Genomic DNA, 20,763 nt, shown 5'->3' on the forward strand with positions numbered 1-20,763 from the left:
TTGCGTTTTAGGTTGATAGTTCGCATTTTATTATCCAGTTACCATGATTGCACCGATCTCGATTCGCTTATCGCGTCCAGATAGATCCATCCCACTTCCCCGTTATATTAAAAAGCAAATCAGCCTGAGCATTGTTTAGCTAATCGTATCTGTCTCCTTAGTCTCTGGTTAATGTCTTCAAGCACCTTATTGAGTTGCTTGAACTTTAAGAACGATATCAATTAAAACTACAATATCGCTTTAAACCTTTTTGCTGTTACGACTGTTCAATCAGAACAGCAAACTGGTCTAGCCGCGCGAGATCTCGATCGTTTGGGATCTCATTTACCTTTAGGTTGTCGTTTTCAATTGGTTTGGAACCGATTGTATTGCTCTTCTACCCATTTTTTCTCAATGCTTCTCGTGGTCTGTCTCACCACCTCTCTTGAAAGAGAGAGGCGGGAAGGAACGTCATGGGCAGGCGCTCCTCCCCGCGAGAGAGTCGATTAGCCCAGCAAGCTCATCGCAGCATTCGGCGCTTGTTTCGCCTGTGCCAATATTGATGTTGACGCTTGTTGTAAGATCTGAGCTTTCGTCATTGAGGTCGTTTCTGAAGCGAAGTCGGTATCTTTGATACGGCTCTTCGAAGCATTCACGTTCTCATTGATGTTATCTAAGTTACTGATTGCGTGACCAAATCGGTTCTGGAAGGCACCCAGCTCTGCTCGGTGGCTGTCTACGTATTTCAGTGCCGCATCCACTATCGCGACCGATTCTTGTGCACCCGCGACTGTTGTCACGTCTATGGTGTCGACTGTTACGCTGTTTGCCGTTCCCATCGCCAGCTCCCCTGCCAGGGCACCACCGAAGGTTACGTCGCCAATCACTTTGTTGTTCCCTGCGAAGACTTGCAGTGTCCCGCCTTCACCTACCGACGCTTTCACTAAGTCGGTTTGACCGTTGATGTACGTCGCCAGCTCTTCAATATCATCGCCGCCTTTGGCATTAATGTTCAGCACTTGAGCGTCGCCAAAACTGTCGGTCAATGAAATGGTCAAATCCGTTGCGGCGTCTGGCACCGTCCAATCTTTATCTTTACCATTCGCGGCTTGGTAGCTGTTGCCCCCCATTAGGGAGTTGTCACTTCGCATGTCTTTTAAAGTAAGCATGACCGCTTCACCGTTATCGGCACCTATCTGGAATGCGGCTGTGCCGTACGTTCCGTTAAGTAGGCGGTTACCACCGAACGAGGTGGTTTCTGCGATACGGTTCAACTCATCGTTCAATGCGGTGACTTCTTCTTGGATCGCCACACGCTCAGATTTTGAGTTCGAGCCGTTGGCTGATTGAAGGGATAAGTCACGCATACGTTGAAGGATGTTCGTGGTTTCATTCATCGCACCTTCGGCGGTTTGAGCAATGGAAATACCGTCGTTGGCATTTCGCACGGCTACGTCTAAGCCTCGGCTTTGCACATTCAAACGGTTTGAGATCTGTAGACCTGCTGCGTCGTCTTTTGCACTGTTGATTTTGAAACCTGAAGACAAGCGCTCCATGGATAGGTTTAGGTCACTTGCTGCGTTGTTTAAGTGACGCTGCGCTGTCATTGCTGATACGTTGGTGTTTACAGTCATGCCCATGATGTATTCTCCAAATTAGTTGATTGTTTGTAATTAAAGAGTCTTGCGTATTTGCTAAGTCTCTTTCCTCTCTCTGTACTTTATGTAACGGCTCAAAGTTAAAATTCTTTAGTTAAAAAACAGACAAAACTTAAAAATATTAACGCTAAAAGCACAAATCAAATTCTAATCACAAAAACAAACAACAAAGTAAGAAAAACACTCAAGATTATCGGCAGAAAGCCGAAAAACACTGCCTTATTCATCATGAGTTCTTAATTTGATAGTAAATGGTGGAAATCTGTCTTCATTTACAGATTCGCTTTGCTGTTTCGACTAAGAAGTCAGAACAGCAAAACGGTCTATGTATTTGTTTCGATTAATGTCCACTGTGATCGTTACACCCATTATTTTCTCCCTGCCTCTCATAAGAAAGAGAGGCGGGAAGGAACGTCATGGGCAGGCGCTCCTCCCCGCGAGAGAGTCGATTAGCCCAGCAAGCTCATCGCAGCATTCGGCGCTTGTTTCGCCTGTGCCAATATCGATGTTGACGCTTGTTGTAAGATCTGAGCTTTCGTCATTGAGGTCGTTTCTGAAGCGAAGTCGGTATCTTTGATACGGCTCTTCGAAGCATTCACGTTCTCATTGATGTTATCTAAGTTGCTGATTGCGTGACCAAATCGGTTCTGGAAGGCACCCAGCTCTGCTCGGTGGCTATCTACGTATTTCAGCGCCGCATCCACTATCGCGACCGATTCTTGTGCACCCGCGACTGTTGTCACGTCTATGGTGTCGACTGTTACGCTGTTTGCCGTTCCCATCGCCAGCTCCCCTGCCAGGGCACCACCGAAGGTTACGTCGCCAACCACTTTGTTGTTCCCTGCAAAGACTTGCAGTGTCCCGCCTTCACCCACCGACGCTTTCACTAAGTCGGTTTGACCGTTGATGTACGTCGCCAGCTCTTCAATATCATCGCCGCCTTTGGCATTGATGTTCAGCACCTGAGCGTCGCCAAAACTGTCGGTCAATGAAATGGTCAGATCCGTTGCGGCGTCTGGCACCGTCCAATCTTTATCTTTACCATTCGCGGCTTGGTAGCTGTTACCTCCCATTAGGGAGTTGTCGCTTCGCATGTCTTTTAGGGTAAGCATGACCGCTTCACCGTTATCGGCACCTATCTGGAACGAGGCTGTGCCGTACGTTCCGTTAAGTAGGCGGTTACCACCAAAGGATGTGGTTTCTGCGATACGGTTCAACTCATCGTTCAATGCGGTGACTTCTTCTTGGATCGCCACACGCTCAGATTTTGAGTTCGAGCCGTTAGCAGATTGAAGGGATAAGTCACGCATACGTTGAAGGATGTTCGTGGTTTCATTCATCGCACCTTCGGCGGTTTGAGCAATGGAAATACCGTCGTTGGCATTTCGCACGGCTACGTCTAAGCCTCGGCTTTGTACATTCAAACGGTTTGAGATCTGTAGACCTGCTGCGTCGTCTTTTGCACTGTTGATTTTGAAACCTGAAGACAGACGCTCCATGGATAGGTTTAGGTCACTTGCTGCGTTGTTTAAGTGACGCTGCGCTGTCATTGCTGATACGTTGGTGTTTACAGTCATGCCCATGATGTATTCTCCAAATTAAGTTGTGTATTTATGGGTTCCCTCTCTAATGGAGCCCATTCCTCTCTCTGTACTTTATTTAACGGCAACAAATTCGATTACTTTAGTAATTTTAATCACTTTATTTAAATTAATTACCCAAACTATAAAAATAACCAATTATTAAAAGTAAAAAACCCATAATATATCGATAAAAACATATATTTTTAATTTTTAGCTCAACAAAAACAAAAAGGAGCCTGAACAGCTCCTTTAAAGTCATATTTTTGGATTTAAATTTGATTAGCCAAGCAAACTCATCGCAGCATTCGGCGCTTGTTTCGCCTGTGCCAATATCGATGTTGACGCTTGTTGTAAGATCTGAGCTTTCGTCATTGAGGTCGTTTCTGACGAGAAGTCGGTATCTTTGATACGGCTCTTCGAAGCATTCACGTTCTCATTGATGTTATCTAAGTTGCTGATTGCGTGACCAAATCGGTTCTGGAAGGCACCCAGCTCTGCTCGGTGGCTGTCTACGTATTTCAGTGCCGCATCCACTATCGCGACCGATTCTTGTGCACCCGCGACTGTTGTCACGTCTATGGTGTCGACTGTTACGCTGTTTGCCGTTCCCATCGCCAGCTCCCCTGCCAGGGCACCACCGAAGGTCACATCGCCAACCACTTTGTTGTTTCCTGCGAAGACTTGCAGTGTCCCGCCTTCACCGACCGACGCTTTCACTAAGTCGGTTTGACCGTTGATGTACGTCGCCAGCTCTTCAATATCATCGCCGCCTTTGGCATTGATGTTCAGCACCTGAGCGTCGCCAAAACTGTCGGTCAATGAAATGGTCAGATCCGTCGCGGCGTCTGGCACCGTCCAATCTTTATCTTTACCATTCGCGGCTTGGTAGCTGTTACCCCCCATTAGGGAGTTGTCGCTTCGCATGTCTTTTAGGGTAAGCATGACCGCTTCACCGTTATCGGCACCTATTTGGAATGCGGCTGTGCCGTACGTTCCGTTAAGTAGGCGGTTACCACCGAACGAGGTGGTTTCTGCGATACGGTTCAACTCATCGTTCAATGCGGTGACTTCTTCTTGGATCGCCACACGCTCAGATTTTGAGTTCGAGCCGTTAGCTGATTGAAGGGATAAGTCACGCATACGTTGAAGGATGTTCGTGGTTTCATTCATCGCACCTTCGGCGGTTTGAGCAATGGAAATACCATCGTTGGCATTTCGCACGGCTACGTCTAAGCCTCGGCTTTGTACATTCAAACGGTTTGAGATCTGTAGACCTGCTGCGTCGTCTTTTGCACTGTTGATTTTGAAACCTGAAGACAAGCGCTCCATGGATAGGTTTAGGTCACCTGTTGCGTTGTTTAAGTGACGCTGCGCTGTCATTGCTGATACGTTGGTGTTTACAGTCATGCCCATGATGTATTCTCCAATTGATTTTCCGATATTACGGTCTCCGCCGTCGCGGAAAACCAAGCGTATTTCTCTCTCGTGCTTTTTATAACGGCTCAGTTGAAAAGATCTTTAGCAAAAATTCATCTGTTAATTGATGAATTTTCAAACTGAAATAAAATCAATACATTGAGAACTAGAAATCACATTGAACGGTGTAAAAATCGAGGACAATAGAGTCGCTATTTGTACTAATCAAATGAAGTAGACAAAAAATCATATCGAAATCGGCTCAGATTCCATTCGTAAGCGCTCTCAAGGTTCGCTTCTTTAAAGACAAATACATCGAATAGACTGTGCATCAGCCAATTATTGAGGTTGAGGTAATAAAAAAGATCAGAGCACGCTCTGATCTTTCGGGTTTGTTAGCCAAGTATCTAATTAACCTAATAGGCTCATCGCAGCGTTAGGTGCTTGCTTAGCTTGTGCAAGAATAGAAGTGGAAGCCTGTTGTAAGATCTGTGACTTCGTCATCATAGTGGTTTCAGATGCGAAATCCGTATCTTTAATTCGGCTCTTCGACGCGTTCACATTCTCATTGATGTTATCTAAGTTGCTGATTGCGTGATCAAAGCGGTTCTGGAATGCCCCTAACTCTGCACGGTGGCTATCCACATACTTAAGCGCAGCATCAATGATGGCAACAGATTCTTGTGAACCAGAAACGGTGGTCACATCAATACTATCAACAGTAACATCTTGCTTCGGTCCCATTGTAAGTTCACCGGCAAGCCCACCACCAAATGTTAGGTCGCTGGATACTTTGTTATTGCCAGCAAAAATTTGCAGATTACCTTCTTCGCCAACCGATGCTTTCACTAAATCCGTTTGACCATTAATGTACGTTGCCAATTCTTCAATGTCATCGCCATCTTTAGCGTTAATGGTCAACGCCTGTGCTTGACCAAAGCTGTCCGTCAAGTTAATCGTTAAATCTGATGCGGCAGCGGATACTGTCCAGTCTTTGTCTTTGCCGTTAGCCGCTTGATAGCTCTGACCGCCCATCAGCGAGTTATCGCTGCGCATGTCTTTTAGTGTCAACATGACAGCTTCACCGTTATCAGCACCGATTTGGAACGATTTAGTGCCGTAAGTACCATTTAGTAATTTGTTACCACCAAAAGATGTTGTCTCTGCTATTCGGTTCAGTTCGTCATTTAATGCCGTTACTTCTTCCTGAATGGCAACGCGTTCAGATTTAGAGTTGGAGCCGTTCGCTGATTGCAAAGACAAATCACGCATACGTTGCAGGATGTTGGTGGTTTCATTCATCGCACCTTCGGCAGTTTGAGCAATAGAAATACCATCATTAGCGTTTCGAACTGCGACATCCAAACCACGGCTTTGAACGTTCAAACGGTTGGAGATTTGCAAACCAGCAGCGTCATCTTTCGCACTGTTGATTTTGAAGCCTGATGATAGGCGCTCCATAGATGTCGTGAGATCGCTTGCCGCGTTATTAAGATGGCGTTGTGCTGTCATCGCCGATACGTTGGTGTTTACTGTCATGCCCATGATTACTGCTCCAAATGATTTTCCGATACTACGCTTTCCGAGCTTCAGCTTCGGAAAACCAAGTTGATTGATACCTAAGTGACCTAATTAATCAGAATCAAAAGTCACTTGGGTATTTTCAAGATGAAACAGTTAACGACACGAAGTTTTTTTCCTTGAGGCGTTTTTTAAGAAAAAATGGATTTTTTAGCTTAAGTGGTTACAAATAAACCAAACGCGATATATTTTGTCATTTCCTTCTAAAGTTAGTATTCCCCTTGCCGATACAAATTTCTTTTTTCCCTTACATCCCTTATATAGAAAGGCTTGAGAAGGAGGTTATTATTTTTACTAAGTGAAGATTCAATAAAAACCAACCTCTCAAATTCAAGACAACTTTGCAGTATGCTTACTAAGTTGCCTTATTGACCCTGTAAAAAACGACGTTCTAGATTACTAACCCAAGTAACATCAATTTAACTAGGTATATGCGCTATTTGTACCAATACGGAGCGTGTCTTTTCTCGTAAAACTCCTCTGCATCATGCCCAATCCAAAGCTCTGCACCTGTTCTTTCTAAAATTTTATCCACCTTTTCAAAGGCAAGTTTGCTTTGGCTTACCTGATTAAAAATAGGGATGGCGCGTAACCTGCGGTTTTCACGGGTATGGTACAGGTCACCAGACAAAATGATGGGACCGTATTCAGGCAGATCAACATACAAAACTTGATGACCTGGCGAATGCCCGTATGCTGAGATAAGAACGACAGACCCGTCACCAAACACTTGATGATCACCCTCTATCACTTTTGCATTGGGTTTTAGGCTAGCGTAATCATCCTGATTGAAGCCGTAGCTTTTAAATTTTTCTTGATCGAAAGCGATGTCATATTCTGGTTTTTGGATTAACCATTGCGCATTTGAAAATTTATAAGCATTACCTGAATGATCCCAATGAAGATGCGACAACGCGAGATGTTCGATGTCATTAGCATCAAGGTTTAACAATTCCAATTGAGATGAAAGAGTTTTCTGCACAGAAAAATGAAATGCGCCATCCATCACTTCAATGCCATCCTTCTGTGCGACAAATTTGTCGTTAATACCCGCATCCCAAAACAACTTGCCTTTCGGGTGAGAGATAACATAGCAACTGTTCACCATTTCTATAGGGTTATCGTTGGATGCTTTCGGGTTAAACATCGTGGGCTTTCGCGCCTCAATTCGACCACAATCAATAATGCTGATAGCAACGTTCACGTTACCCTTCGTCGAAAATTGGGAAAAGTTGATAGGATTTGGCGCGGGATTAGAAGTTTGATTTATCACACTGGCTTGTGCAGGCAAAAATGAAGCACTTAATAGACCGATCAGAATGCAACGTATTGTCATTGTTTGAATCCTCTCATGAATTTCCCGTCATGTTATAGACCCAAAAATGATAATTAAATACGATAAACTGAAAGCAGCATCCCATTTTCGGGATAATAATTCTAATTTCCTTGAATGCACCCATAATGATTAATTTCAATGATTTACAAGTACTTAAAGCTATCGCCGATAAAGGCAGTTTTAGTGCGGCGGCACAAGTACTCAACATGCCCACCAGCACAGTAAGCCGAAGGCTTTCGGAACTGGAAAAAGAATTGGGTGTCGCTTTGGTTCAGCGTACCTCACGTTCCGCGTCCTTAACGGAAGCTGGCAGTATATTGAATCAACAAGCGAGCCCTCATGTACAAGGATTAATTGATAGCGTCTCTTTTTTGCAGGAACAAAGCAGTTCGATAAGTGGAAAGCTCACCGTAGTTTCGCCTATTTTCCTCTCCTATTTTCGCCTTTCATCATGGATTGCCGAATTTCAGGCTTTGCATCCAAAGCTTGATATTGAATATCGTATCAGCAATAAACTTGACGACTTACTCAGCGATCAAATTGACGTCGCAATCCGACCCGGACCACTGAAAGACTCTAGTTTGGTTGCACGTAAACTTTACCAAACCAAAATGAGTATATTTGCGAGCCCTACATGGCTTAAAAAACATAAACTGCCTAAGCATCCATCTCAATTAAATCAAATGGAATCACTCACCATTCCCTATCTAGCTAAAGATTGGCGTGTTTTTAAGGGCAATCATAGTGAGGTTGTCGCAACGCGATATCGTGTTTTCAGTAATGATTTTGGACCGCTGTCTGAAGCGTTAATTCACGGAGATCGACTGGGCGTTTTGCCAGCAACGTTTGGCGAAGAGTTTGTGAAGAAAGGTCAATTGATTAAGTTGTTGCCGGACTATCAAGTGGAAACCCCGGGACCGATTTATGGTGTGTATCCATCTAAGAAATACTTGTCTCAGAAAACACAAGCCTTGCTGCACTTTCTTGAGATGAAGTTTTCTCAATTGTAGCCTAGCGCCTATTTATCGTTTGGTACTGAAATTACCCTAAAAGAGTCAAAGCAATATTTGGTGCTTGCTTGGCTTGAGCAAGAATGGTGGTACTGACTTGTTGCAGCATTTGCTGCTTTATCATCTCGACAGACTCTTTAGCAAAGTCGGTATCTTTGATTCGGCTATTGGAAGACGCGAGGTTTTCATTAATGTTATCTAAATTGCTAATGGCGTGGTCGAATCGATTTTGAAAAGCCCCCAATTGCGCACGGTGGCTATCCACATATTCCAACGCCGTGTCAATCACTGAAACCGCGCGTTGAGCACCACCGACGTTTGTAATATCGAGGTCATCAACCGTTTCTAGAGCAGGTCCAGACATCGCTAATTGAGAAGCTAAGCTGCCACTGAAGGTAATCGGGCTTGCAACGACATCTGCCGAAGCAAAAATTTGTAATTGCCCATCTTCGTTGACAGATGCCGAGACTTGATCGGTTTGCCCGTTAATGTAAGTTGCCAGCTCTTCAATATCATCGCCAACTTTTGCCTGAACATTGATATTAACGAGGTCCCCTGCCTTGTCGGTAAAACTAAGGTTAAACTCGTTTTGCCCTGCACTAACCGTCCAGCTTGAGTCCGCTTTTCCTGCCGCCATGTAACTTGCACCGCCCATAGCAAGGGTATCTGAACGCATATTACTAAGTGACACATTAACAGCTTCACCGGCGCTGGCTCCGATTTGGAAAGCGGAAGTGCCATAGGTTCCATTAAGGAGTTTTTTACCGCCAAACGATGTAGTTTCTGCTATCCGATTAAGCTCATCGTTGAGCGCACTCATTTCTTCTTGAAGAGCGATTCGTTCTGCTCGGCTGTTTGAACCATTTGAAGACTGCAGCGACAAATCACGCATTCGTTGCAGAATATTCGTGGTTTCTTTCATCGCTCCTTCTGCGGTTTGCATGATGGAGATGCCATCGTTAGCATTGCGCACCGCGACATCCAAACCACGCATTTGTGTTTCCAATCGATTGGAAATTTGCAGACCCGCAGCATCGTCTTTTGCGCTGTTAATACGACTCCCTGAAGCAAGCCGCTCCAAAGATTGGTTCAACGCCTGAGTCGCCACCCCGAGATTTCTCTGGGCGACCATCGCTGAAACATTTGTATTAACCGTAACGGCCATAAACCTGCACACTCAAAATAAGGGTATTCAGCCTTATAGCGGCAGCGGAAAAGAAACCTTTAGCAAAAATTTGAATATTTTTTATCCGGAGGGAAATTTCAGTTATCTGGATGATTCACAGATGGGATTGGTATACCCAAGCAAACGTTAGAGGATCGGTGCAACTAACATCGCTTGGGCTAGTTATGATGATACGATCTTATGCTCAATCAGCGTTAATGCCGATCTGCATTTTGACAAGGTAACATCACGACATTTCTAAAGAAGACAGCATGGATTGCGAAGGTGCAAAGAAATACGCTCCTGTCACCGCTGTTGTGAAACGCAAGAGTTGATCTGTTTTGCCATCTGTTTCACCGTACATGCTCTCAAGCATGGCTTTAAAGTTATGAAGCGTATGGCTGTAGGCAATAAACAACAAACCGTGATCGCCAGACACACTGCCATAAGGCAAACTATGGCGAACAATCTTAAGCCCTTTCCCTTCTTCTTTTATATCAACACGTCCAACGTGAGATGCCGCCAGAACGTCATCCAATTCAATTGAATCTGGCTTAGTTCTTCCCACCACCTTTTCTTGCGCTGACACGTTGAGTCGATTCCAAGCAGGCAAGTTATGTACGAAGCGCTGAAGCATCACGTAGCTGCCACCAGAAAACTCCCCTTCAGGGATAATGGCAACCTCATGGCGCTGCTCACCTTCTGGGTTTTCTGTGCCATCAACAAAATCCGTCATATCACGCGAGTCGAGATAGCGATAACCGTAAGTTTCATCGACGAGTTCTACGCATTCAGCTATCGGTGTTAAGAACTTACGCAGAGCAAAAAAGTGCAAGTCGTGACGATCGGAATGGCAATGAATCAGAAAATCGACATCTGTTGACGGTGCAATCACCTTATCTTTGCCCAGTTCGCGAAAGGGTTCTAACTCGCTAGGCATAGGTTGATTCAGCTTCGACCAGAATTGATGCGTGAAAGACACCGTCAGTTTAACATTGGCACCTTGCTGCTGATTGATCTCTTCCACTAAGGCTGGCAGCGTTTGAAGCGAAGACAATACCGTTTGAGGTTCGCTCGTGATTTTAAATAAAGAGTAAAGCGCGAAAGGGCTTCCTTCCGGTACAATCGCAGTTTGCGGATTCGACATATTTATTCTCACATTTAGTTAGCGTTATTGTTCCGTTTCTTGATGAACGGATATACCCAAGTAACCTCAAGATGCTCGGTTCAGCGAGTGTTAACTGGCTTTCAAACAAGGCACCGATACGAAGATCTAGTCATTCTAAATCAAGAATCGGTAACGCAGTATGAAGCCAGTTAAACTCGCCTTTAGGAGCCCATATTCTGTCCCATTTCATCGTCAAAGAACTTGGAAAGGATTCATCATTCCGCTGCGTTCTTTTCCTTGAACTGGAACAGAATATGAGGCTCTGAATCCTGCATCTTGAGGTCACTTGGGTATATGTACATAAAAATATAGTGCCATAAACGTGAGTCAAAAAAGTGCAAGCAATATCAAAGAAGTGTGATCTTTATTTCGTTATTTTCAAACATTCTTTCAATCGACGGCTTTTCCAAACAAACAAAAAAAACCAAATGAGCAAAACAGCCGTTATAGAATGCGACCAGCTAAACACCCCTTTGTCGAGTGTGATTTGATAAATAACCAAACCAAAATGCCCAGCGATCAATAGCAAGGTGAGCCCTCTCCCCCAGCTAATGAAGCGATTTATCCATGTTCTATCTGGGTTTCGAAAGCCAATTAACCACATCAACAAGATTGAAGGAAGACCAATGGCCAACCCAAGGTATAGCGTGTCTTTTACTGGGTAAATGATTTCAAGAAGCTTACTGCCAGACTCTCGGCTGACCCCAGCTACAACAAATACTACCCATGCCTTAGCTAGAAATATCCAACCGAGCCAAAGCCAGATTGGCGCTTTTAGATAACCATGTTTGTCGTAGTCTTCAATTGGATAGCGCACTATCACCTCTGCATTTCATAATGGTAGACTAGGGTTTCACCCTATAGGCCAAACATATCAATCCCCGGTTAGCAATGAAACAGAAAAAAAACACTCCATCTGCAGAAACACAATCTGATGCGCAAAAAATTGCTAAAGCTACGCAAAAGCCTGGTCAAACCAAGGAACAGACCAAGCTAATTGCGCAAGGTATCGAAAAAGGCATTGCGCTGTACAAAAAACAGCAGAAAGAAAGGCAACGTGAAGCCGATAAAGCGAAGAAAAAAGCGCAAAGGAGCAAACAGCAAACAGATTCGGCTGAAGAACATCAACCGGTCGAGCCAACGACAACAGAGAAATCATCCAATCTATTGCCTTGGATTCTTCTTATCGTGAGTTGGATTGGCTTTATTGCGTATGTAATGGGTAACCAATATGTATAAGCTAAGTTGGCGCTGTCTTGCTTTTGCCATCATTCCTTTAATAACGGCGTGCGCCACACCGTCGCAAAAATTGATTTCCGACGCTCAAAGCGTCTCTGTGTATGCTGATTCAGCCATTGTCGCTTCGGGCTGTGTATGGAAAGGTGAAGTCACTGGCAGCGAGGGTCATTGGTACTCATTTTTGTTCTACAACAATGACGCCATGATTCAAGGTGCGGTAAATGACATAAAAAATCAGGCAGCAAGCCTAGGTGCGAACAGGGTTTACCTGAACAGCCCTATTCACTTTAAAACATCTGTTACTTTTCTAGGCAACGCTTACCTTTGCCAGTAACTAATTATTGATTGATTCGCGAATACCAAAAAACCAGCCTACAACGTTGTGGGCTGGCTTACGGATTTTTAGCGATCAAGTGTTACCTGCCTTAAGCTCTGTTCTATCTTAAGATCTGTAGTTCCGAGTAACCTTATTCTGGTTATTTAACCTGAACTCGGGATAAGAGGTTAGCTAACCCATTAAAATAAAAAAACATTTTCTATTGAGGCATTCTAATGAGAAATTTTCACTTAAGACAAGGCGAAGCCACGAACCAATAACAGGTTATTGGGAGAGGATTCAACGCAGTAATAAGTGAAAAGAGCCATTAGAAAGCAAGTTGTTATCCCGAGTTCAGGTTATTTAGGTCTCTAGTCGCCTTATTTGCTCCTAGCCCCTTTCTTTTCCATTAATAACCTTCTTTACCCCTAATAACCTAGGGTCGATGCAATGTCTTTTTGTCGATCTAAAACCCATTGGCTATCAAACGGTCCCCAATCAGATAACTGATAATACCCGTCATTATGGCGACGTCCATCCTGCACAAACATCAGCTCAATGCCCAAGCCTGGTAAGGCTTTCAATACATCTTGAATGGTTCGTCTAGGCCAACCTGTAATTTCAATCAGCTTAGGAACATTGGGTCTTTCTAGACTTTCAACCAACAAAGCCAAATATAGTCGTCTCGCAAATACAGGATTCAATTCCATTGATGCCTCCTACCACTGTATTTTTTTGCTAGAGCTCGTCGCCCTAGAGACCTGCTACTGAGGTCTTGATTATTTCCCCACACCAACTGGGTCTATTCACATTATTGGTTTTCTGGCACGCGGAATGTTGCGCGTGATCAAATTTGATGAGATTGGAGGTGATTAACTTCTCGTTTATCGTACGTGAACCGATTTGATTCTATTGGGAATAGTCGATTTCACTAATAAACACCAATTACTTACTAAAAGCTCAATATGGAACGTCAATTTTACTCCCACACGCGGTTTCCTCTTGCTCCACTTTTTCAACCTGATAGGATTTGGGCTTCAAAAGAAAAAGGACGAGAAAACGCTATGGCAAATACTATGTATGGCATTCCTAACTGCGACACAATTAAGAAAGCAAAAAAGTGGTTAGAAGCTGAAAACATCGCATACGACTTTCACGATTACCGTAAACAAGGTATCGATAAATCCATGGTTGAGACTTTCTGCGAGCAATTGGGGTGGGAGCAAGTTTTAAATAAGCGTGGAACTACATTCCGTCAGCTATCTCAAGAGCAAAAAGATTCGCTCAATGAACAAACTGCGGTTGAATTGCTGGTAGAGCACCCAGCCATGATCAAGCGCCCTATTTTAGTGGTAGAAAATACATACCACATTGGCTTCAAAGCCGATCAGTACCAAACTATTTTTAAGTAAGTAAGGATTCTCAAGGATGACAGACAGCCCTGTATTGGCGCTTGCCAAAGATCTCATTAGCCGCCCATCGGTCACTCCGTTGGATGAAGGCTGCCAAGAACTCATGATCAACCGCTTAAAAGCGCTAGGGTTTGAAATTGAAATCATGGTGTTTGAAGACACCACCAACTTTTGGGCTCGCCGTGGCTCAGAAGCCCCATTGTTTGCATTTGCAGGGCATACCGATGTTGTGCCAGCTGGTCCTCTAGAACAATGGCACACTCCACCTTTTGAGCCAACGGTCATTGATGGGCATTTGCATGGTCGTGGTGCCGCTGATATGAAAGGCTCGCTAGCCTGTATGGTAGTGGCGGTGGAGCGTTTCATTGCTGAAAACCCTGACCACAAAGGCTCTATTGCATTTTTGATTACATCGGATGAAGAAGGTCCATTCATCAATGGTACAACTCGTGTTGTAGATACCCTTGTTGAGAGAAACGAAATCATCGACATGTGTATCGTCGGAGAACCGTCAAGTACGCTGCACGTTGGTGATGTTGTTAAAAATGGTCGTCGTGGTTCAATTACTGGCGATCTTGTTGTTAAAGGCACGCAAGGCCATGTCGCTTACCCTCACTTGGCGAATAACCCAGTGCACCATGCATTGCCTGCGTTAGCAGAATTGACGTCCACAAAATGGGATGAGGGTAATGAATACTTCCCACCGACCAGTTTCCAAATTCCAAATTTGCATTCTGGCACAGGCGCGTCAAACGTTATTCCTGGCGAATTCAATGTTCAGTTCAATTTCCGCTTTAGCACTGAATTAACCGATGAAGAAATCAAACGTCGCGTGCATTCCACGCTAGACTCTTACGGGTTAGATTATGACCTTAACTGGACGTTAAGTGGTCACCCATTCCTAACCGATACAGGTGAGCTTAAAGAAGCCATTGTTCGTGCTGTCGAAAGAGTGAATCACAAGAAACCTGAATTGCTAACAACAGGTGGCACTTCAGACGGTCGCTTCATTGCGACTATGGGCGCGCAAGTTATCGAGCTTGGTCCAGTTAACGCAACTATTCACAAAGTGAACGAATGTGTAAGCGTAGCAGATTTAGAGCTTCTGACTGACATGTACGAAGCAACATTAGAAGAGCTATTGGCAAACAAATGACTCCAGCCCAACTGACCGGACAAACCCAATCCCATCTTATTGAGCACATCGTTGGTGCTCAAAAGATCCAAGCTTCCCCAGAAGCAGGAAAGGCACTAATTGCCCTGCACAAGGAAGCCAAAAACAAAGGGTTTGAACTGGCAGTCGCCAGTGGATTTCGAGACTATGAACGTCAAAAATCCATTTGGAACGCTAAGTATTCCGGTCAAAGGGCTATCTTAGACAGTCAATCCAACCCCATAGATATCTCTACGTTGTCTGATGAAGAGAAGACTGTTGCCATTTTGCGCTGGTCGGCATTGCCAGGTACAAGCCGCCATCATTGGGGAACGGATTTCGATGTCTATGCTAAGAACTGTTTACCGGAAAATACACGGCTGCAACTTGAGCCTTGGGAATACCAAACGGGTCATCAACAAGATTTTTCAGAATGGTTACAAGAAGCGATGCCAGAGTTCGGTTTTTTTCTTCCTTATCGTGAAGATTTGGGCGGCGTCGCAATTGAGCCTTGGCACATAAGCTACCTTAGTGTGGCGAGTAAAAATCTCGCTTCATTAACGACTGAAATAATTCGTGAGGCATTGCACCTTTCCCCTATTGAAGGGCAAACAGCGGTGCTACCTTTACTGGATACCCTGTACAATCGCTTCATAATAAATGTGAGGGACTAAGATGGAATTTCTAACCAACCCTTGGGTCATTATCACCATTGTTTTGGCTGTCGTTATCGGCAACATTGCGGCGCTAAAATACACTGCAAAAATGAAGTTTACACCTTCTGACAAAGAAAAAAGCGACCTAGACAGGCTGAACGAACTGGATAAAGAAAACCAAAAAAGAAAAGACGATGGCAGCCAGCATTAAGCTGGCTTTGTTTTATGATTTCTACCAAGACGAAGTAAGCCAGCTAACAGCAATATGATAAAGACAGGAAGTGAATTACTGCCCGCCACTACACCCTTACTTTCCTCTACATTTTTTCCACCCAATGTATTTTCTGTGACTGCAAATACAAAATGATATCCAGAATCTGGTGAACGCGCCTCTGCCCATTTCATACTGTTGTCTAGTGAGATAGCGATGGCATTAGAAGTCACTTTTCGCCATTCGCTTTTAGGAATGAGAAGGTAAGGTGAGTTTTCTGCCGCTCCTTCTGCATACACTAATAATTTATCAGGCAACGCCTGCCCAAAAATCAGTGTTATTTCTGAAGCACGAATCTCCGCCTCCGAACCATATAGCGTTAATGCGATATTTCCTCTTTCATATTTCAATCCGGGTTGACCTAATGTTGAATCCATAGAAGCGAAGTCATCACTGTCTTTTGGCGTCGTGACTTCTCGTTCCATCGAGCCCGCATGCACTTGCACAATGGTGGAAGCACCATTCACTTTCACGGTCAGCGCCTGTTCATTAACGGTTTTAAGCCCGGAGGCAGTAGTGGAATCGTTAGCGTCTTCATTCGGTTCAAGCGCGTCAATCACAGAGTCGCCATCGCTGTCTCTTGGGCTATCTATATCTGTGCCGATTTCATATCTGTCTTGATACCCATCGTTATCACTGTCAAGGGAATTGGGATCCAGCCCAAGCTTTAATGCCGTGTAGTCATCAATTCCATCCAGATTCGAGTCCTCTCCAAAGGCCACGACATTGCCGTGTAGATCAGGCTCAATAGTCAAAGGAAAGACTCCGGGAATCTGAGTACCGATGATGCCATCCGGCTCTCCGACTTCACGATCTATCGTCTGAATTTTCCACTGCGCCCCATTTTGTTCAACACGAAATGTTGTGGTTGCGTTGGCCATTGGAAACCCCAAACCGGGGTGATAAATCCGCAAGGCGTACGCCAACGTTATCGTATTATCACTATTTCTTGAGAAGTGCACCACATCAGAGGATTTGTCTTTATCGTCGATATCGTGAATGCCGTAATTAAACCCGACAGAGAGCGTTGTACCTTGTAAAGTGGCTGTATCATTGTCAAAATCCCACGTCCACTGTGCTTTGTTCACGCCGTTGCCCAAGATACTTCCTGAAGGTGCGGCTCTCATAATAATTTGGTATTCACCTGTAAACTTGCCCGATGCTGGCAAACTCGCCCAAGAAGCATTGCAAGAAGCAACCCAGACGAAACACGCCCATACCATTTTATTTACCATTGGTATTTCACTCCTATTATGCCGTTAATTCCGGGACCGGGAATAAAGGTTGGCAGCTCAGCTGCTCCGTGACCGCGAATGGCGTAAGCCGTTTGATACGTGGTATTGGTTAGGTTGTTGATGTCCAAAAACACCTCAACACCATTGGACGTTTCATAACCCACTTTGAACCCAAGTAAGAAATAGGGATCTTGAGTGTTTCCACTGTTCAAGTGGTCGGTGTGATTTTCTGTCGGTTGCCAGCTAAAGTTAGGGATAACACGCAGACCATTCGCCATCAAATAATCGACCTGACCTTGGATAAGGTGCACGGGTACGCCCGCGATACGGTTACCTTTATATAGGCCCTCTTTAAAATAGAAATGGCTCCAGTTGTAGAGCAGCCGCGATGACACGACATCGCCTGTTTGCAATGCATCGTGTGTTTGGTGACTGATCGCAGTTTCTACACCATGGTGGATGGTATCGCCGTCGTAGTTGATGGTTTTCCCATTCACGGCAAAATCCCCTACGACCGATATCAATTCATCGCTCACTTGTGAATAGTACCAAGAGGCATTCACAACCCACTCGTCGATTTCAACGTCTGCTCCCACTTCTCCGGTCAGTGCTGTTTGCATGGAAAGATCATTAATGTAGACATGGTTATTGAGGGGATCGGTTGGGTTAGCCGAAACCGTCGCCAGTTGCCAAAAATTGGGGGCTTCTGAGCTTGCACTTACGTTTGCGTATACCCTTTTGTTCTCATTTAAACGGTAGTTGAACCCAACCTTTGGATTAACAACGGTATAGCTGAACTGGCTATCTAGTACGCCCAAGTTGAGCTTGTCTTTGATCGTACGTTGATTATTCACCCATTGAATGGATGCAATCGCACTCAAATCCTGAATCACTTCGTATTGCAGCTGAGCACCAAGAACAACATTGCTTGCAGACAAGTCCATAGACGCGAAGGTAGACATAAGTGTCCCCTTAGAAGGGTGCACAGAAGCGATGTCTCTTGGCATGTCACCGATATTCGCAGAAGTAAAAAACAGAAGCTCTCTAAGCAAGTAATCATCGGAATAAAAGTCCAATTTGGCGCTCGCATCCAGCCCTATATTTTGATTCAGAGTATTTGCTTGAGTCAGTGGGTTTCGAAACTGGTCATCCAGTTTTTCAAAATAAAAACCCGCTTGAAACTCGCTATCATCACCATACCAATGCGTTTTATTGGCCAACCGGATTTGTTCTGTGCGCCGGAAAGGCTCTCGAATTGGAATATTGAGTAACTCATCCATAGGGTCACTGCTTTCACCCATCACTTCGCTCGAACTCTCAACCGCTCTTTGCTTGGTTAACAAGAACGGAATTTGAAAATCATTATTACTGTAAGTGATGTAACTTCTGTTTTGCCACGACGCTGCTGTGTAACCTAAATTCAAAGCCACGCTTTTTCTGCTGGCGCTGCTGTTTGTTCTGTAGCCGTCTCTTTGGCTGGATGCTGCGTTTAACCAAAAATCCCAAGCGTCTTTGCGTTCTGAGAACGTTGCACTGCCCTTGTAAAACCCAAAAGACCCACCTTCTAATTGAACTTCACTTGGGCTGTTCAAACCTGTTTTACTATGAAAGTTGATCGCCCCACCTAGTGTGGTTGCCCCGTAACGCATTCCATTCGCGCCACGATACGCACTGATCAGTCTCGCTTGTTCTGGATCAATAATGCCTATCACAAATGAGCCGTCGGCCTGGTTTAGTGCAAGCCCGTCGTGCAGTAACTGTATGCCTCGGTTAACTGGGTTGTCTTGAATACCCGAACCTCGAATATTGATTCTAGGTTGGTCATTACCGCCAAAAAATTCTTGAACAACGATTCCGGTTTGTTGGCTCAATACTTTTGCTAACGAAGACTGACTGCCTCTTAGCTCCGAAGTATCGATAAGGTTTGTACCGCCTGCGACTTGCTCTAACGAGCTATCAATCACAGACTTGTCCATTTCTGCTTGAATCTGAGATTCAACAGTCATTACTTCGTCAGCCAGTGAAACGAAACTTACCGCGGACATCATTGCCGCGGTAGATAATTGAAATACCTTCATAAATCTAGGCTTTTAGGGTTCGGCGACGAACAAACACACCAGTACTAAGAAGGAGTAAGGACCATAAACCAAAGCTTGCCCCAGAAGTCGCGTTGTTCGAATCTGCGTTTGGCTTGTTATCCGGTTTTACGTCCGGTTTAACTTCTGGTTTTGGCTCGGTAGCCGTATCAGGAATGGTCTCTGATGTACCAAATATCAAGATGATCTCTTGCGGTAATACATGCGATTTATTAACACTTAGCTTTAGATTATTACCACTTTTAATATACTCCAGCTTTTCAAAACCCTGCCCAAACGAAAAATCTGGTTTCATTCCTGCAACATACTGGTAGATAACTAAATCTTCTGGAATCTGATTGAATTCTAAAGCTAAGTTTTCTCTTGAACCTGGCATTGGAAATTCAGACGCTGAACTATGAAATATCCTTAGCTTTCCTAGATCATAATTCAAAGCAACGCCTTGGTTAGTTTCCGTTAAGGGTAAAGAACCATCAAAAGGATAGATGTCCTCCGACTGCTCTAGTTCAAAATCAAATTTTTCTACACGGGGTAAGTTCAACGAGTAAGTTGTATTCGCTCGGATTGATAGTTTTGTATTCCCAGCCAACAGAATTGAATCGAGTACTTGTGCTTCTGTTGCTGTATCCCCTCTTTCAATATGGTTTGGTACACCATCAGCATCTGAATCAAAAGTTATGAATCCCCAGCGAATTTCGGTTGCATCGTCTAAACCATCATTATCAAAATCAACTGTCTTATCATTCAGATTCAATACACTAGAAATGACATCAGAAATACCATCATTGTTTCCATCGGCCCCACTATCTAAATACATGTTTTCTGAGTTGTACTCAATTTGTACAATTGTTGGAAATACATTTTCCAATCTAGTACCTGGAACATTATCTTTATCAACATCAAGCGTATTTATGGCGATACTTCCATCTTCAACGACATTGACCTTAAAAGTTGTAGACGTGTGCCCTATCGGGTATGAAACTTTGTAATCTGGAGTTTCTTTCTCAAAATATTTTTTATGCGCATACTCCACGGTATAGGTATCTGATAGCTCGTCATACTGAAATGGTAATTGTACTTCCGCTAAACTAAACACCTCTCTGCTTGTATTTGATCGCTTGTTTTCCAGCTCATTAATATTGAAAGCTTGAAAGGGGACCACTTCAAATCCCAAGGCTAGTAGGGTCGAGCCGTTAATCGTTACAACTTCGTTATCAAAATCCCAAATCCAAGTGCCTAGCGTTGTTGTATCTCCTAACACTTTGTATTTTTGACCATTCATCTCTGCATTTAATTCTGATTCAGGCCATGGGGTTCGATTTCCATCTGAATCTTTCCCAATACCATGAGCTGCATGGACGTTCATCTTCAAATGATATTCGCCAACATAAGTCCCTGTAAGCTTCTCAGCGAATGCATAAGCTGAGGTCAATGAGCAAGCCAGTGCCCCTGCAAGGCAGGCAATATTTTTGAGTTTCATTTTGTTATT

19 protein-coding genes are annotated in these 20,763 nt (G+C 44.2%); 7 read left to right on the forward strand and 12 right to left on the reverse strand.

Annotation, left to right across the window (positions count from 1 at the left end; translation table 11 throughout):
• Positions 1–485 precede the first annotated feature (485 nt).
• The 5 genes from CW749_RS14065 to CW749_RS14085 all read right to left on the reverse strand — a co-directional run bounded on the left by CW749_RS14065 (position 486) and on the right by CW749_RS14085 (position 7,553).
• The gene (locus tag CW749_RS14065) at positions 486–1,619 is read right to left on the reverse strand and encodes a flagellin (RefSeq protein WP_101112860.1); all 1,134 of its coding nucleotides are present in this window, start codon (positions 1,617–1,619) and stop codon (positions 486–488) included.
• 467 nt (positions 1,620–2,086) lie between these two features.
• Complete coding sequence (locus CW749_RS14070; RefSeq protein WP_101112862.1) at positions 2,087–3,220, reverse strand: flagellin; 1,134 nt, start codon at positions 3,218–3,220, stop codon at positions 2,087–2,089.
• 279 nt (positions 3,221–3,499) lie between these two features.
• Positions 3,500–4,633 (reverse strand): flagellin, encoded by a 1,134-nt coding sequence (locus CW749_RS14075; RefSeq protein ID WP_101112864.1) that lies wholly within the window; start codon positions 4,631–4,633, stop codon positions 3,500–3,502.
• A 414-nt stretch (positions 4,634–5,047) separates the two neighbouring features.
• Positions 5,048–6,181, reverse strand: coding sequence for a flagellin (locus tag CW749_RS14080; protein ID WP_101112866.1), 1,134 nt, complete (start codon positions 6,179–6,181; stop codon positions 5,048–5,050).
• Between the two features lie 472 nt (positions 6,182–6,653).
• Positions 6,654–7,553, reverse strand: coding sequence for an N-acyl homoserine lactonase family protein (locus tag CW749_RS14085; RefSeq protein ID WP_101112868.1), 900 nt, complete (start codon positions 7,551–7,553; stop codon positions 6,654–6,656).
• A 125-nt stretch (positions 7,554–7,678) separates the two neighbouring features.
• Here CW749_RS14085 and CW749_RS14090 point away from each other — a divergent pair, with 125 nt between their 5' ends.
• Entirely contained in the window at positions 7,679–8,563 is an 885-nt protein-coding gene (locus tag CW749_RS14090; RefSeq protein WP_101112870.1) for a LysR family transcriptional regulator, read from the forward strand.
• Between the two features lie 31 nt (positions 8,564–8,594).
• Here the strand turns inward: CW749_RS14090 and CW749_RS14095 are convergent, their stop codons facing one another.
• The 3 genes from CW749_RS14095 to CW749_RS14105 all read right to left on the reverse strand — a co-directional run bounded on the left by CW749_RS14095 (position 8,595) and on the right by CW749_RS14105 (position 11,713).
• A complete protein-coding gene (locus CW749_RS14095; RefSeq protein WP_101112871.1) occupies positions 8,595–9,728 on the reverse strand; it encodes a flagellin in 1,134 nt (377 codons plus the stop codon).
• 247 nt (positions 9,729–9,975) lie between these two features.
• Positions 9,976–10,875, reverse strand: a complete 900-nt coding sequence (locus tag CW749_RS14100) for a Dyp-type peroxidase (RefSeq protein ID WP_101112873.1) — start codon at positions 10,873–10,875, stop codon at positions 9,976–9,978.
• Between the two features lie 385 nt (positions 10,876–11,260).
• Positions 11,261–11,713 carry a DUF2919 domain-containing protein gene (locus CW749_RS14105; protein ID WP_101112943.1) on the reverse strand — a complete coding sequence of 151 codons (453 nt, stop codon included), beginning with the start codon at positions 11,711–11,713 and terminating at the stop codon, positions 11,261–11,263.
• Positions 11,714–11,787: 74 nt separating this feature from the next.
• On the opposite strand from CW749_RS14105, the gene CW749_RS14110 reads away from it, so the two are divergent.
• Positions 11,788–12,135 (forward strand): DUF2956 domain-containing protein, encoded by a 348-nt coding sequence (locus tag CW749_RS14110; RefSeq protein WP_101112875.1) that lies wholly within the window; start codon positions 11,788–11,790, stop codon positions 12,133–12,135.
• Positions 12,128–12,469 carry a DUF4156 domain-containing protein gene (locus CW749_RS14115; protein WP_101112877.1) on the forward strand — a complete coding sequence of 114 codons (342 nt, stop codon included), beginning with the start codon at positions 12,128–12,130 and terminating at the stop codon, positions 12,467–12,469. The genes CW749_RS14110 and CW749_RS14115 overlap by 8 nt, the downstream gene beginning before the upstream one ends.
• A 410-nt stretch (positions 12,470–12,879) precedes the next feature.
• Here CW749_RS14115 and CW749_RS14120 read toward each other — a convergent pair whose 3' ends face one another.
• On the reverse strand, positions 12,880–13,161 hold the full coding sequence (locus tag CW749_RS14120) for a helix-turn-helix domain-containing protein (protein WP_101112879.1): 282 nt from the start codon (positions 13,159–13,161) through the stop codon (positions 12,880–12,882).
• A gap of 354 nt (positions 13,162–13,515) precedes the next feature.
• Here CW749_RS14120 and CW749_RS14125 point away from each other — a divergent pair, with 354 nt between their 5' ends.
• Genes CW749_RS14125 through CW749_RS14140 form a run of 4 tightly spaced genes read left to right on the forward strand, consistent with a single transcriptional unit; the run spans position 13,516 to position 15,883 of the window.
• The gene (locus CW749_RS14125; RefSeq protein WP_101112944.1) at positions 13,516–13,863 is read left to right on the forward strand and encodes an ArsC family reductase; all 348 of its coding nucleotides are present in this window, start codon (positions 13,516–13,518) and stop codon (positions 13,861–13,863) included.
• A gap of 16 nt (positions 13,864–13,879) precedes the next feature.
• Positions 13,880–15,019 (forward strand): succinyl-diaminopimelate desuccinylase, encoded by a 1,140-nt coding sequence (dapE, locus tag CW749_RS14130; RefSeq protein WP_101112881.1) that lies wholly within the window; start codon positions 13,880–13,882, stop codon positions 15,017–15,019.
• Positions 15,016–15,690 (forward strand): M15 family metallopeptidase, encoded by a 675-nt coding sequence (locus tag CW749_RS14135; RefSeq protein ID WP_101112883.1) that lies wholly within the window; start codon positions 15,016–15,018, stop codon positions 15,688–15,690. Before dapE ends, CW749_RS14135 begins: the two co-directional genes overlap by 4 nt.
• 1 nt (position 15,691) lies before the next feature.
• The gene (locus tag CW749_RS14140) at positions 15,692–15,883 is read left to right on the forward strand and encodes a DUF2897 family protein (RefSeq protein WP_101112885.1); all 192 of its coding nucleotides are present in this window, start codon (positions 15,692–15,694) and stop codon (positions 15,881–15,883) included.
• Here CW749_RS14140 and CW749_RS14145 read toward each other — a convergent pair.
• Genes CW749_RS14145 through CW749_RS14155 form a run of 3 tightly spaced genes read right to left on the reverse strand, consistent with a single transcriptional unit; the run spans position 15,880 to position 20,754 of the window.
• The gene (locus CW749_RS14145; protein ID WP_101112887.1) at positions 15,880–17,178 is read right to left on the reverse strand and encodes a hypothetical protein; all 1,299 of its coding nucleotides are present in this window, start codon (positions 17,176–17,178) and stop codon (positions 15,880–15,882) included. The two genes, CW749_RS14140 and CW749_RS14145, sit on opposite strands and share 4 nt — an antisense overlap.
• The gene (locus CW749_RS14150; RefSeq protein ID WP_101112889.1) at positions 17,172–19,256 is read right to left on the reverse strand and encodes a TonB-dependent receptor; all 2,085 of its coding nucleotides are present in this window, start codon (positions 19,254–19,256) and stop codon (positions 17,172–17,174) included. The genes CW749_RS14145 and CW749_RS14150 overlap by 7 nt, the downstream gene beginning before the upstream one ends.
• Before the next feature lie 4 nt (positions 19,257–19,260).
• Complete coding sequence (locus tag CW749_RS14155; protein ID WP_101112891.1) at positions 19,261–20,754, reverse strand: hypothetical protein; 1,494 nt, start codon at positions 20,752–20,754, stop codon at positions 19,261–19,263.
• Positions 20,755–20,763: the final 9 nt, after the last annotated feature.

The organism is Vibrio sp. vnigr-6D03 (assembly GCF_002835515.1).
Classification (GTDB): Bacteria; Pseudomonadota; Gammaproteobacteria; order Enterobacterales; family Vibrionaceae; genus Vibrio; species Vibrio penaeicida.